12 protein-coding genes are annotated in these 14,140 nt (G+C 54.2%); 8 read left to right on the forward strand and 4 right to left on the reverse strand.

Features of this window, described 5'->3' with window-relative positions; genetic code table 11:
* Positions 1-4: 4 nt before the first annotated feature.
* The 3 genes from ACR0BU_RS04135 to ACR0BU_RS04145 form a co-directional block, all read right to left on the reverse strand.
* Positions 5-703, reverse strand: a complete 699-nt coding sequence (locus ACR0BU_RS04135; RefSeq protein WP_480736095.1) for an EI24 domain-containing protein — start codon at positions 701-703, stop codon at positions 5-7.
* Positions 700-1,278, reverse strand: coding sequence for a nitroreductase family protein (locus ACR0BU_RS04140; RefSeq protein ID WP_299077217.1), 579 nt, complete (start codon positions 1,276-1,278; stop codon positions 700-702). The genes ACR0BU_RS04135 and ACR0BU_RS04140 overlap by 4 nt, the downstream gene beginning before the upstream one ends.
* A 214-nt stretch (positions 1,279-1,492) precedes the next feature.
* Positions 1,493-2,386 (reverse strand): LysR family transcriptional regulator, encoded by an 894-nt coding sequence (locus ACR0BU_RS04145; RefSeq protein WP_480736093.1) that lies wholly within the window; start codon positions 2,384-2,386, stop codon positions 1,493-1,495.
* Positions 2,387-2,580: 194 nt separating this feature from the next.
* On the opposite strand from ACR0BU_RS04145, the gene cuyA reads away from it, so the two are divergent.
* The 5 genes from cuyA to ACR0BU_RS04170 all read left to right on the forward strand — a co-directional run bounded on the left by cuyA (position 2,581) and on the right by ACR0BU_RS04170 (position 7,976).
* The gene (gene cuyA, locus ACR0BU_RS04150; protein WP_480736310.1) at positions 2,581-3,594 is read left to right on the forward strand and encodes a D-cysteate sulfo-lyase; all 1,014 of its coding nucleotides are present in this window, start codon (positions 2,581-2,583) and stop codon (positions 3,592-3,594) included.
* Positions 3,595-3,634: 40 nt separating this feature from the next.
* On the forward strand, positions 3,635-4,594 hold the full coding sequence (locus tag ACR0BU_RS04155; RefSeq protein WP_480736091.1) for an ABC transporter substrate-binding protein: 960 nt from the start codon (positions 3,635-3,637) through the stop codon (positions 4,592-4,594).
* A 72-nt stretch (positions 4,595-4,666) separates the two neighbouring features.
* Positions 4,667-5,722 (forward strand): quaternary amine ABC transporter ATP-binding protein, encoded by a 1,056-nt coding sequence (locus ACR0BU_RS04160; protein WP_299077206.1) that lies wholly within the window; start codon positions 4,667-4,669, stop codon positions 5,720-5,722.
* Positions 5,719-7,260 carry an ABC transporter permease gene (locus tag ACR0BU_RS04165; RefSeq protein WP_480736089.1) on the forward strand — a complete coding sequence of 514 codons (1,542 nt, stop codon included), beginning with the start codon at positions 5,719-5,721 and terminating at the stop codon, positions 7,258-7,260. Before ACR0BU_RS04160 ends, ACR0BU_RS04165 begins: the two co-directional genes overlap by 4 nt.
* A complete protein-coding gene (locus tag ACR0BU_RS04170) occupies positions 7,257-7,976 on the forward strand; it encodes an alpha/beta fold hydrolase (RefSeq protein WP_480736088.1) in 720 nt (239 codons plus the stop codon). The genes ACR0BU_RS04165 and ACR0BU_RS04170 overlap by 4 nt, the downstream gene beginning before the upstream one ends.
* 1,118 nt (positions 7,977-9,094) lie before the next feature.
* Here ACR0BU_RS04170 and ACR0BU_RS04175 read toward each other — a convergent pair.
* The gene (locus ACR0BU_RS04175) at positions 9,095-10,690 is read right to left on the reverse strand and encodes a GMC family oxidoreductase (protein ID WP_480736086.1); all 1,596 of its coding nucleotides are present in this window, start codon (positions 10,688-10,690) and stop codon (positions 9,095-9,097) included.
* Between the two features lie 109 nt (positions 10,691-10,799).
* On the opposite strand from ACR0BU_RS04175, the gene ACR0BU_RS04180 reads away from it, so the two are divergent.
* From ACR0BU_RS04180 to ACR0BU_RS04190, 3 genes are all read left to right on the forward strand, one after another.
* Positions 10,800-12,038 carry a TRAP transporter substrate-binding protein gene (locus tag ACR0BU_RS04180; protein ID WP_298933790.1) on the forward strand — a complete coding sequence of 413 codons (1,239 nt, stop codon included), beginning with the start codon at positions 10,800-10,802 and terminating at the stop codon, positions 12,036-12,038.
* Between the two features lie 67 nt (positions 12,039-12,105).
* Positions 12,106-12,771, forward strand: a complete 666-nt coding sequence (locus ACR0BU_RS04185; RefSeq protein ID WP_298933788.1) for a TRAP transporter small permease — start codon at positions 12,106-12,108, stop codon at positions 12,769-12,771.
* Positions 12,771-14,129, forward strand: coding sequence for a TRAP transporter large permease (locus ACR0BU_RS04190; RefSeq protein ID WP_298933786.1), 1,359 nt, complete (start codon positions 12,771-12,773; stop codon positions 14,127-14,129). Before ACR0BU_RS04185 ends, ACR0BU_RS04190 begins: the two co-directional genes overlap by 1 nt.
* The last annotated feature ends 11 nt before the right edge of the window (positions 14,130-14,140 follow it).

A 14,140-nucleotide genomic window follows, 5' to 3' on the forward strand; every position in this document is an offset into this window, starting at 1 on the left:
CCCATCAGGAATTGAGACCGGACAACCGGTGGTAGATGTGGGTGAACGTGGCGACACCGATGATCGGAATCACCAGATTTACCAACGGAACAGATAGTGGAATTGCCATCAGAGTTCCCGCCAACCATATTGTTGGCGAATGCTTCGCCCGGAGTTTTCGGGCATTCTCGCGACCCAAACGGCGCATCGCTGCAAGCGTGAAGTACTCTCGGCCCAGCAGAAATCCGTTCATTCCCCAGAATATGAAGGGCGCAAACGGCGTGAATATTGCATAGAGGATCAGGGCCAGCAGGTTTGCCACGATCAACACACCCATAAAACTCAGACCGTCCAGCAGCGCCTCGCCAAAGGGGATTTTATGGGCACGGGGCAGGCTGGAATAGTGTTTGTCTTCCACAGCCTGCGCGACATCTTCCAGAAAGATCGATGTTATGGCCGAGGCCACAGGCATCATCAAAAACACTGGAAGCACTAGCACCAACAATATGCCCGAGTAGTTCAAAACATCGTTCAACCAGGGCACAGTACCGATGAAGGGCAGTGAAATCTCATTCCCGGACAGCATGTTTATGAACCAGATTGCAACGGCGCAGGCGACAATCAGTAGTAGGATCGTCAGGCCAATGCCGCGCAAAAGAACGGATCGGAACTTTGGATCACCAATTTGACCCAAAGCAGCAAAAAAGGCGTTCAGGATGATCATTCAGAAACCCATTTGGTCAGTGTCGTGACATCCGGGCGTGGACGTTCCGGTGGGGCAGCACTCTCTGTGGCAATGTGGATCATCCCTGCGACGCGCTCATTCTCCGACAGCCCCAGTGCTTTTTCACAGAATCCTCGATCATGAGTTTGCCACCCTGACAACCAGTTCGCGCCCCATCCTGCGGCCAGAGCGGCGTTCAATAGCGCCAGGCAAACGGCCCCCGCTGAGTAGGTCTGCTCGATCGCGGGTATCTTGGCCGAGGGTTTTTGTACTTCAACCACCGCAACGGCCAAATGGCCCAGGTCAAACTGGCTGCGCGCCTTCACGATTTCTTCCGGGCTTTTGTTCAAAGCGCGGCCGGTTTCTTCGGTCAGATTTGCCAGGCGCGGCATGGCGCCTTTCTCAAGAACAACAAACCGCCAGGGTTCCAGTTTTCCGTGATCAGGGCTGCGGGCTGCGGCCGTCAGCAGGGGGATCAGTTCATCCCGGTTAGGGGCCGGCGCGATCAACGTCTTGGCAGGTCGGGACCGACGCGAGTGCAGAAACTCCAGGGCGGCGGGGTTCTTCAAGGTCATATGTTAACTTTCTTTACATCGACGCTACGTATGTTGGTCAGCCGTGCCGCAGTTTCAAGGGTAAGAAGCTGAGTTCAGGCGATCAATTTCATCCCAGGGCAGGTAAAGCAAGATGGTTGGTGGAATACGATGATGCGTGCCGTTTCCAAACCGTGTAAATGGTCTGATTGATGCGAACTCATTGCCCATGCAGAGGCAGGGCACGATTGGAATACTACTTTGGCGCACTGCCCCAGATATCAAACAGGCTCAACGCAGTTGGGTTGTTGCGGTCGGCGTAAATAGCAACATCCATGGGTTCTTTCCCAAGCCGATTTTCCAATGAGATCACGTCTCCGCTTTGCAGTTCGTTGTGCACCATGCTGAATGGCAACCAGGCCACGCCTAGCCCTTTGAGGAGCATCTCACGAATCCCCGTCGAAAATGCCGTTTCGCAAATAGGATTTGTGCTGAAACCAGCGGTTCCGAACAATCTTTCCTTTTTTCGCAATACCTGACCGAAATAGCTGTTGTCTGGATAGACAACGGATGGAGAGTCCGCCGGTATGTTACCACCGTCTTTCACGGCAAAACGCATTGAGCCGCCGACCACGGGTATGAGATAGTCGCGACCCCACGATCCTCTTAACACGTTTGCTCCGAACTCCAGGGGTTCGGCAAGTTCAGACTCGTAGCACAAAAGCATGCTAGCATCCTTGCGCAAGAACATACTCACGCAATCGCTTAGGTTTGCGGGATGGAGGCGAAACTTTATGCCCGGCAGCTTTTTGCGCGCCTTGAGCGCCATATCCGGGAAACGAGAAAACACCTGGGCGTGCTGCGCCGCTATCCTGACCGTGTTTGCTTTGGGATCATGATGAACGATTTTCGTGCGCATCTCGCGTAGTTGTGAGAGAATTGCGCGGATCTCTGACTCGTTCGAAATCAACGCTTCGCCAATTTCGACGCGGTTTGTCTTCCGGTTCAAAACCGGGACACCCAGCCAATCCTCGAACGAACGTATGCGTCGGGAAAACGCAGGTTGTGTGATGTTTCGGCGTGCGGCAGCGCGGCTCAGATTACCTTCTTCCAAAAGAGCAAGGACGTCATCCAGCCATTGCGTATCCATTAATCTCACCTCCAGCCAAAGCAAAAGTATGAGCAGCCATAGAAAAAAGCACTGTTTTTCTGTGTTTCGATAGGAAACGCTTTGAGAAAACCCAAGTTGGAGGACCCCAGAGAATGGCCGAGACAGTAGACATCGCGGAACACGGCGCCGGTGATGCCTTGGATATGACTGTTAGTCTCTGCAAGGAGCTCTCGATCACGTTGGCAGGATTTCCCCGTGTTTCATTCGCACATCTGCCTACTCCGCTTGAGCCGATGGACCGACTGAGTGAGGTTCTGGGTGGTCCCCGTTTGTGGGTTAAGCGGGATGATTGCACCGGTCTTTCGACCGGCGGCAACAAGACACGAAAGCTTGAGTTTTTGATGGCGGATGCCGCAGGGCAGGGTGCTGACGCGATCATTACCCAAGGGGCGACCCAATCGAACCACGCACGCCAAACCGCTGCAGCCGCGGCGAAGCTGGGGATGGACTGTCATATTCTGCTCGAGGACCGAACCGGGTCAAATGATCCCGACTATACTCTGAATGGGAATGTATTGCTGGATCGTCTGCATGGGGCAACTGTGTCAAAACGCGGTGACGGCACAGACATGAACGCCGAGATGGAGGCCCTGTCGAAGCGTTTGCGTGACAAGGGTAAAACACCGTACATCATTCCAGGGGGTGGGTCTAATTCAGTTGGTGCCCTAGGGTACGTGAACTGCGCGAGGGAACTGATTGAGCAGGCCGCCAAGATGGGCCTTTCATTGGATGCGCTTGTACATGCCACCGGTAGTTCCGGTACTCAGGCGGGGCTTGTGGCGGGGTTATCTGCAATCAAAAGCACCACCCACCTACTGGGGATTGGCGTCAGGGCGCCTCGGGAAAAGCAAGAACAAATGGTCTTTGATCTTGCGACGCGCACGGCCGATCATTTGGGAACGGGTGTGGAAATTTTGCGCGGTGATGTGCGTGCAAACTGCGACTACGTCGGACCCGGCTATGGCAAACCAACCGACGGTATGGTCGAGGCCATCAAGTTGCTGGCGCGGACCGAGGGTCTTTTGTTTGACCCGGTGTATTCCGGCAAGGGGCTTGATGGGCTGATCGACCAAATCCGCAAAGGGTATTTTGACGGGATGAACAACGTGGTTTTCCTGCATACTGGCGGAAGCGCTGCCCTTTTTGGCTATTCTGATACCCTCGGGCTTCCCGGGTATGCTTCATAATAACAATAAACAAAAAACCACCAACAAGGAGATCTTTGTAATGACACTGAAGAAAACGTTAAGCGGTTTGGCATTCTTGAGCGCTTTTGGCGCTCCTGCGTTTGCTGAAGATGTCAAGATTGGTGTGCCTTCCTGGACCGGGGCACAAGCCATCGCCTATGTTCTGGGTGAGGTCGTCACCTCGCGGATCGGAGGCACAGTTGAATACGTGCCCGGCAACAATGCCACGATTTTTCAAGCGATGGATCAGGGTAAGGGCGATATCGACGTACACCCTGACGTCTGGCTGCCAAATCAGGAAAGTTTCACTAAGAAATATGTGGATGAAGCCGGCACCGTAACGCTGTCATCGAACCCATACGAGGGTAATCAGGGCTTTTGCGTTTCAAAGGATTTCGGGTCGGCTAACAATATCACCGACGTTACTGATCTGGGTCGCCCAGACGTTGCGGGACTGATGGATAGCGACGGTAATGGGAAGGGAGAGATGTGGATCGGCGCACCGGGCTGGGCCTCGGCAAATGTAAACGAGGTCAAAGTGCGGGATTACGGATTGCTGGACTTTATCGAACCGATCCGGGCCGAGGAAAGTGTGAAAACCGCGCGGATCAAGGACTCGATCGCCAAGGGTGAGGGTTACGCATTCTATTGCTACAAACCCCATGCTGTGTGGTTCATGTTCGACGTCGAAATGCTGACCGAGCCTACCTTTGATCCCGCGAAGTATGTCATGGTGCAGCCTTCAGATGACGCGGATTGGTACGAAAAGTCGAACGTTGCTACAAAGGACGCGCTGAAGCAGGTGCAAATTGCGTGGTCGAACTCGCTTGTAGATCGCTCGCCCGCAATTGCCGATTTCTTTGCCAATTTCGCGCTGACCGCAGATGATGTGAGCGCGCTGGCCTTTGAGATAAGTGCCAATGGGCGCGATCCAGCGGACGCCGCAAAGGATTGGGTAAGCGCCAATTCCGATCGCGTCGACTCGATGCTGGGGCTCTGAGCGCACCCGCAACAACGACAGCACCGGCGATGGCCGGTGCTGGAACCGACCAATCTTACATGCAGGCGCGAAATGACCCCAGAATCTGTCATTGAAATCTCGAACGTCTGGAAGATCTTTGGCGCTAAGCCACAAGTGGCGCTAAAGGCGATCCGCGACCGAAACCTAAGCAAGGCCGAGGTTTTGTCCGAGTACAATTGTGTGGTCGGTGTCGCGGATGTGAGCCTGTCAGTAAACCGGGGTGAAATATTCTGCATTATGGGGTTGTCGGGAAGTGGAAAGTCGACTTTGGTGCGCCATTTCAATCGATTACTGGAACCTACGGCTGGAAAGATTGAAATCGAAGGAACCGATGTCATGGCCCTTGGGGCCAGAGATCTTCAGCATTTTCGCAATCAGAAAATCGGGATGGTCTTTCAGAATTTCGCGCTCATGCCGCACCGGTCGGTGCTGGATAACGTCGCGATGCCGCTAGAGATCCGGCAAGTCGCCAAGAACGAGCGCATGCGACAGGCGGCAGCGATCCTTGATATTGTTGAGTTGGGCGCATGGGGCGCGAAGTTTGCGCATGAACTGTCTGGTGGTATGCAACAACGCGTCGGTCTGGCCCGCGCCCTGGCGGCAAACCCGGATGTGTTGTTGATGGACGAACCGTTTTCTGCACTCGATCCGCTGATCCGTCGCCAGTTGCAGGATGAGTTCATACGACTTTCCAAAATACTGAAGAAGACAACGATTTTCATCACGCATGATCTGGATGAAGCCGTACGGATCGGCGATCGCATCGCGATTATGCGCGATGGAAAGATGGTTCAGATGGGGACCGCAGAAGATATCGTGATGCATCCGGCAGACGACTATGTCGCCGATTTCGTGGCTGGGATTTCACGCCTGAAGGTGGTTCATGCAAAGGTGGTGATGCAGCCCATCGAGAGTTGGATCGAAACTCACGGCCCGTTGCCTGCCGATGTGTACCGCGTGGAACCCGACGAGACGTTGAGCAACCTTATCAACCTTGCCATTGACGACGACAAGCCGATCGTCGTGACCGACGCTGGCGCTGACGTCGGCGCAATTACCCGCGCTGATCTTTTGCGGACCGTTATTGAAGGGACAGAGGTGTCATGAAAGATCAGAACATCAATCCGCTGGAAGACACCGAAAGCGAGGCCGCGCTGGCCTATGCAGAAGAGCGCAAAGAAAACATCCGCGCTTTTGTCCGCACAAGCCCCGACTACTATATCGCAAATTTCGACAAGGTTGGTGCGTCGGCAAGGTTCACGGCAACCTTCAATTTTTTCGCCGGTCTTTTCGGCCCAATCTGGTTTGGCGCGCGGGGGCTATGGTCCTGGGCGTTGTGCTTTCTGATCGTCGAGGCGATTGCATTTGTGCAGATCGCGCGGGGTCTGTTTGGTGATCTGGCCTCGGACGCAATGGCGCGTATCGCCTCGATTGAAGGAACGCTGGAACTACGTCGACAACAATTGGTGGCAGCCATCGAAAGTGGCTCGGATAGGGTGGATGCGTTTCAACGTGCCGTGGATGGGCTGGAAGCCAATATCGGCGGTATTCGCGCCGAAGCCGAGGCGCTGGCCGAGCAGGGCCCGACAATTGCCTTAGCGGGCCTTGCAGTCCTTGTTGCGGTTAAGCTCGTCGAAGCGATAGTCGCCAATTGGGCGCTTGAAGCGCGGTTTTCCGAATGGCTTTCGAACCGTAGTCTCCGCTCGGGCATGCCGATATCCCAAATCGCTTTTAGTGCGATTTTCATGGTCCTGATCGTCGCTGTTGCCATGGTGAACTACAGTTTCCCCGGACGCTTCGAAATCCTGAGCAACTTCCCGACCAACCCGGAAATTCGTCTGGTCAGCATCGAAGGCGTAGAAGCCTTCTTTAACTGGGCGGTGTTGAACGGCGAGGCGTTGTTCGATGGGATCACCTATTGCATTCGGTTGATGCTGGACGCGCTGGAACTGATTTTCGTCAGCACGCCGTGGATCGTGATCGCTGCGCTGATCATACTGCTGACGTGGCTGACCGCAGGTGTCCGGATGGCGATCTATTCCGGGGCGTTTTTGGCCTATATGGGTCTGCTCGGCTTCTGGGAAAAAGCGATGACGACGCTTGCCCTGCTGGGCACCGCCGCCTGTTTGTCGATCATCATAGGCATTCCGTTGGGTATGTTTGCGGCGAGGCGTCCAAGGTTTTACGCGTTTATTCAGCCAATCATGGACTTTATGCAAACAATGCCTGCCTTTGTCTTCATGATCCCGGTGATCGCGTTCTTTGGAACAGGTAAACCCGCCGCCGTCGTCACCACAATGATTTTTGGCGGCACACCCGTCGTTCGCCTGACTGTTCTTGGCTTGCGCGGCGTACCGGAAAGTGTGCGAGAGGCAGCGATCAGTTTTGGAGCCAACAAATGGTACTTGCTGACAAAGGTCGATTTGCCTTTGGCCAGCCCCTCGATCCGGGCGGGGATCAACCAGACGATCATGTTGTCACTGGCGATGGTCGTGGTCGCCTCTCTAATTGGCGCCAAAGGACTGGGCGAAGATGTACTTGAGGCATTGCAATACGCCAACGTCGGGCAGGGCATCCTCGCCGGTTTTGCAATCCTGTTCTGTGCGATGATTTTGGATCGCATAGTTCAGGGTCAACGCAAATGACGCCGCTTGTCCTTGTCCATGGGTTGATGGGGGGAAGCGCACAATGGGATCTGCAACTCAAAGCTCTTTCAGACCATTTTGGCGTCACCGCCCTTGACCTGCCAGGATTCGGCCGCAACCGTCATTTGCCGGCCATAAGTCGCATCGATCAACTCGCTGATTGGGTTCTAAGTGCGCTTCGAGACAAGGGTATAGAACAGTATCACCTCTTGGGTCATTCAATGGGAGGGATGATCGTTCAGGAGATCGCGCGCATGGATCCCGGTGGTGTTCAACGTCTGATACTTTATGCGACTGGCGCGATCGGCGTCCTACCCGGCAGGTTCGAAACAATCGATGAAAGCAAAGCGCGGGTTCAAAGCAATGGTGTTAAAGATACGGCCAGTCGGATCGCTGCGACATGGTTCTGGAAAAACGAGCAGGCAACAAACTTCAAAGCTTGTGAACGTCTGGCGCAAATGGCGTCGATGGAGGCCATCCAAGCAGGTCTTGATGCGATGAAGAACTGGTCAGGTACCGAGAACCTTTCGGCACTGCCTCACGAGACACTCGTAATTTGTGGCGACCGGGACCGAACTTATTCGTGGGAGCAGACCAGCTTGCTCTGGTCGAGCATCCCCAACGCAAGCCTTTCGGTTATCCCAGGATGCGCACACGCAGTACATCTGGAAAAGCCTGAACTGTTTACCAGCGTGTTAGTTGACTATCTTCTGTGACCAGGTACCAGCATCAAAGGCCCGTACCCCAATGGACCCACTCCCAACCATGCAACAACTTTTAATATGGATTACTCGAGTGGGGCTGTTCAATGCCATTCTTCATCAAGGGGACGAGCAGTATGTTAGTGATATTGGACGCATCCACCATTGAAGGTACGACCGGACCGTAACCTTCTTCAGGTCGCTTTGGCCTATATCGTCAAAGACAATGTACGCCCATCCGCATTTGCCCTGTCTCGAATAGATCAATCGCCTCAGAAAACATCCCGATGCGCGATGCCAGTGTCTGAACTCATCTTCAGATGTCCCCGGAATTAGACCTGCCAGAGGGCATTGCGCAGCGCGCAGACGTTTCAGGATCGCATCAAAGACCGGTTTCTCGTCATCGTGATTGTGACTGATGACCTGCAGGACGTCGTGCCATGCGCGCCAGTCAAGTTTAAAGGACACGGAGCTGCGCGGCGGTTTCGATGGGGATCGCCGCCTGAGCGGTGAAGGCTTCAACCAAGGCAATGTCGTCTAAGGAGAAGGGTCTTTATACCCTGCGGTTCAGAATAAAGTTCCCGAACGCACCCCGATCCTGAATAAGCGGAACACTAAGATGCGTGCGAACGCCCTCGATACCCACCAATGTATGTCGCCCTTCATGGCCGCTTTGTAGGGTTCCGTTTCCTTCGAATCGTCGTAGTGAACGGCCCTTGCTTCGGTCACTGCAATGCACATGACCAGTGGAACGGCGAGTTCAAATTCCATCCCGATTGGCAATGAGCTATTGTCGTCCCACGATCCGATTGCGGAGTTGTACAAATGGGTGCCAGTTTGATTGAGCAATTGCAGGCTGCTGCCATTGGCGCCGCATAGATTCTCTACGTGTTTCAGGATTGTGTCGAATACAGGCCGTTTGTCATCGCGGGTTCACAATCCTGCGCAGGATCAAGTTCCAGCCGAAGATGTTGTGTATCTACATGGCTTGATTGTTTCCGCGTCGCTAAAATACTTGTCCGTCAATTCAAAACCACCTTCGAGAAGCTGTGCGTTGGCTGCCAGTATTGCTAAAACTGGCCTGTCTGCACACGGCAGTGCGCCCACGGCTTCACTGAACCTTGATAGCAATCTCAAAGAGTGGCGCGGATCAATTCGCTGGCTTTTTCACCTATCATAATCGCAGGTGCATTTGTGTTCCCACTGACGATCTCGGGCATTATCGAACAATCAGCAACCCGAAGATTACCAATTCCGTTTACTTTCAGGCTGGGATCAACCACCGAGTTTTCGGATGTGCCCATCGAACATGTCCCTGTGGGGTGATAAATCGAGACGGAATTCGATCTCGCCCAATCCAATGTACCCTCGTAGTCGTCGCATGACAGATCCGACGTTGGTCGGAACTCTTCGGATATTTTGGAAGTCAGTGGACTATGACGTGCGATCCCGCGCGCGATATTTACGCCATCGACAATGGTTCTACAGTCCGTTTCGGTCGACAGGTAATTGGGGATGATTTTGACATACTTTGTCGGGTCTGGGCCATCCAGGCGTAACTCCCCTCGGCTTTCCGGTCTCAACTGGCAAACGGACATGGTGAAGGCCGAAAACGGATGTACACCTTCACCTGGGCTATCGGCGGACCAAGGCTGGACGTGGAATTGGATGTCCGGTGTTTGGGCGTCCGGGCGGGTTTTAACGAATCCGGTCGCAAGGCTTGCCGCCATTGTCATGGGTCCGGCGCGGAATAGGGCGTATTTCAGTGCAATACGCGCCTGATTGAACAGGCTTCTCACCTCATCATTCAGGGTTGGTTCGTTGCACTTAAAGACAAGGCGGGCTTGCAGATGATCCTGCAGTCCCTTGCCAACCCCTGGCAGGGCGTGAATGGGCTCTAGCCCGTTGTCTTTCAAATGATCCGGATCTCCGATGCCGGACAGCATCAGAATCTGGGGAGAGTTGATCGCGCCGCCAGATAGTATGATCTCGCGACGCACCTTGAGCGTTTTCATCTGACCTGAGCGATCGCGATAGATCAGTCCGGTCGCACGTTTTCCGTCCAGTTCGATCCGGCTGACCAGAGCATGCGTGATGACGTTCAGGTTCTGCCGGTTCCGAATCGGTTTGAGGTAGGCGACGGCTGCGCTGCAGCGTCGGCCATTGCGGGTGGTCAGCTGAAAATACCCCACACCTTCCTGATTGGCGCCGTTATAGTCTGGATTGAACGGATAGCCCGCCGTCTGCGCCGCGGCGACCCAAGCATCGCATATGGGTCGTTGAATACGCATGTTCGAAACCGCAAGAGGCCCTCCGATTCCGTGGAATTCATCCTCGCCACGTTCCTGATCCTCGCTGCGCTTAAATAAGGGCAACACATCATCCCAGCCCCAGCCGACATTCCCCATTTGGCGCCAGCGGTCATAGTCCTCTTTCTGGCCACGTACATAAAGAAGGCCGTTCAGGGAAGACGATCCACCGAGTACTTTTCCACGTGGCCAGTCAATGGATCGGCCGTTCAGGCCAGGATCAGGCTCGGTGCGGTAACACCAGTCGACCGACGGGTTGTGCATCGTCTTGAAATAGCCAACGGGGATATGAATCCAGGGGTTCCTGTCGGGCCCGCCGGCCTCCAACAGCGCCACGGATGTCTTTGGATCTGCGCTTAGTCGATTGGCAATGACACAGCCCGAAGATCCGGCTCCGACAATCGCATAATCCACTTCCATATCCGGGTCCTCCCAACGTCGTTGAAAAAAACTCTATGCAAGATGGAAGAATTATACTAGCCTTTTTTGATACAAAATGTCTCAATAATTGCGATCAGGGAGGTAAGCAATGGAGATCGGTCGAAAACTAAGTGGTATTTCGCGTCGAGATTTTTTCCGTGTGGCAGGCCGGTATGGCATGAGCTCCACGTTGTTGGCTGCTGGCGGATTCGGTGGTGCCATGAGTATCGCCAATCTGGCGCAAGCTGCAGAATCCACCTATGAAAAGCGGTTCTCGAAAGAGCCGAAGCATACGTTGAAATTCGGTGCATCCGGGTTCAATACAAGAAACCTTTTGATCGAGCGGGCCGGGGCAATTGAATTTGCACGCGACTTGGAAGAACGCACAGACGGCGAGATTCGCATCGAGTTCATTGGCGACAATCAGATCTGTGGCCAGCTAAGTTGTGTCGAAAAAACACAGCAGGGAATCGTCGACATCTATGCGGCGTCGACCCAGAACTCGGCGGGTGGCGCGCCCTATCTGAACGTGTTGGACTATGCATACATGTTCCCAAGCCGCGCGGCGCAGTATCACTTCTTCTATAGCCCCGCGAGCCAGCGCATCCTGCGTGAACCGCTCGAGAAGCGGCACGGGTTGAAGTTCTTGTTTACGCATTGTGAACTGCGTGGCCTGCAGATGGGATCTACCTTTGCTGACAAGCCGACGGTTACGAAACTGGAAGAACTGTTTGGCACCAAAAACCGCGTCACGGGCACGCAGCTGGGCCGGATCGCGATGCAGCTTCTGAACCTGAACCCGGTTCCGGTGGCGTGGGAAGAAACCCTTGATGCGTTGAAAACAGGTCTGATCGATGGTGCAGAAACTTGGGCATCCGCTGTGGCATATGCCAATATGGCACCAGTGGTGTCGCAGTCTGTGAACCTCAAGTTCTTCTGCGGAACCGAGCATACGTCGATGTCTGCCAGCGTCTTCGATGGGCTGGGTGGCGAATTGCAGGATGCGGTCATGGAATCGTCCTACTTCACCCAAGCGCTTATTCAAGGGGCCAACGAAGCGGCCTTGCTGAACACAGTTGGGTTCTCGGATCCGCAATTGCCGAACACGATCTTTGCCGAAAACGGCGTGCGTGCGGCGTTCCTGGCCGACGATCAGATCAAACTGGCCGAAGAGATGTGCGCCCCGAACTACAATCCGGAACCCTGGGCTGAATGGCGCGAGCGCCTGAATAAATGGGCTGGTGGTATCGACACCTATCAAGAGATCTACGACATCGCGCGTGAGATCCCGGCTGATACTCTGCCAGAAAATGTTGAGCCACGCCGTTGGTGGAAGGGCGAGGCCTAATCTAAGCTCTGATGAACCGGCCCATACGGGCCGGTTCACCTAAACACCGACTGGGAGGACGGGGTTCATGTCGTTTTGGGCAGATGTCGGCGCTATTTTCAGCGCCTTGTTGAGCCAGGATTCGTTCGAGATTCAAAGTGCGTTGCGATCCGATGCGGCTTGGGTTGTTGGCACAGTTGTCGCCGCGATCGGCGGATTTCTCGTTATGCTGATCTATCGCAAGGTGCCGTTCATCGAGCGCCATTTTGAACGATCGGTCATGGTGTATTCATATCTTGCCATCGCGCTGATCATCTTTTGGGGCGTAATCGACCGATTTGTCTTTAACGATCAGGAACCTTGGTCCACAACCATTCCGCCGCTGCTGTTCATGGTCATGGCCTGGTTCGGGGCGTCCTACAATGTACGTCTGCGTACGCATCTGAGTTTCAGCGAATTTCGTAGCGCAATGCCGCGTGCCGGGCAGCTAGGCTGTCTGATTTTGGACGCAGTCTTGTGGTTTGTTTTTGCCGTCATCGTGATTGTGACAACCTCGCGACTTGTAGCGTTGTCCGCATCGAACTTCCAAATCGTCCTAGGAACCGACAACATCATGCAATGGTGGTTCCTGCTTGCGGCACCGCTTTCTTTTTTTCTGATGGTCGGCCGTGTGTTTCAGAATTTGGCTGACGATTTGCGCAATTGGAAAACAGGCGAGCCGCTGATCAAGCAGGCCGTGATTGGGGCAGACTGATGACTGACGGAACCATTGTCACACTGATCTCGCTGGGGGTCACGTTTCTATTCATGCTGGGCGTGCCGGTGCTGCTGGTCATCGGTTATTGGGTGATTGGCTGCTCTTTTGTGTTGGGCCTGACACTCGACAACATGGGCGCCGAATTGTTGAACGTCTTCAACAAAGGCTTTGCTCTGTTGGCGATGCCTCTGTTCATTCTGACCGGAGACCTAATCAACAAATCAGGTATCGCGCGACGATTGAGCGATTTTGCCTACTCGTGTCTGGGTTGGATACGCGGCGGGCTGGCGATGGCGTCATTGGGCGCTTGCGGGTTGTTTGCGGCGATTTCCGGGTCGAACTCGGCGACCACAGCAACAATTGGTTCGATGCTGCACCCCGAGATGGTCAAGGGCGGCTATGACGAGCGCTTCAGCGCCGCAACAGCTGCGGCTGGTGGCACCGTCGGCATTATTATCCCACCGTCGATTATCTTCATCGTCTATGGGTTCCTGATGAACCTGCCGATATCCGAGCTATTCTTGGCTGGAATCCTGCCCGGCGCCTTGATGGTCATTGGCATGCAATTTGCCTGTTGGATCATTTGCCGCATGAATGGCTGGGGCTATTTGATTCCGTTGCAACTGAACCGGATCCTTAAAACTGCGTTTGGCGCGTGGCTTGGGTTCTTTGCCATCGGTCTCGTCCTTTGGGGTATTTACACAGGCAAATTTTCCCCAACCGAAGCGGCGGGTGTTACGGTTGGTTTTTGCGTGATAGCGGGATTGGTCAGCTATCCAATCAACCGGATCATGGGCGCTCGCGACGACGTCTCACCTACCGACAAAAGCTTTGCTGAAATGCTGGTCGTCGAAGGCTTCACAATCCCCGAGATCCCTTCGATCGTCATCCGCTCGGCCCAGATTACAGGTATTCTTGCACCGCTGATCGCCATCTCGGTGGTCATGCAGCAAATTCTATCATTGCTGGGTGCACAGCAAACCATCGGCGATTTCGTGACGTCTATGGGCGGGTATTATGCGGTTTTGTTCACGTCTATGGTGATTGTCTTTTTCTCGGGCATGGTGTTGGAAAGCCTGCCGGTGACGATCATCCTTGCCCCGATCCTGGCACCGATTGCTGCGTCGGTTGGTGTTGATCCAATCCACTTCTCAGTGATCTTCCTGGTCGGTGCATCGATTGGCTTCATTACGCCGCCATACGGGCTGAACCTCTATGTCGCATCCAGCGTGACGGGCGTGCCCTATTTCCGGCTGTTGCGTTACACTGTGCCATATCTTGTGGCATTGCTGTCTGTTTGGATTTTGGTTTCACTCGTACCTGATCTGGCCTTGATCATGCTGCCAAACAACTAGAATGTAGCGGG

This window comes from Ruegeria sp. CK2 (assembly GCF_056536585.1).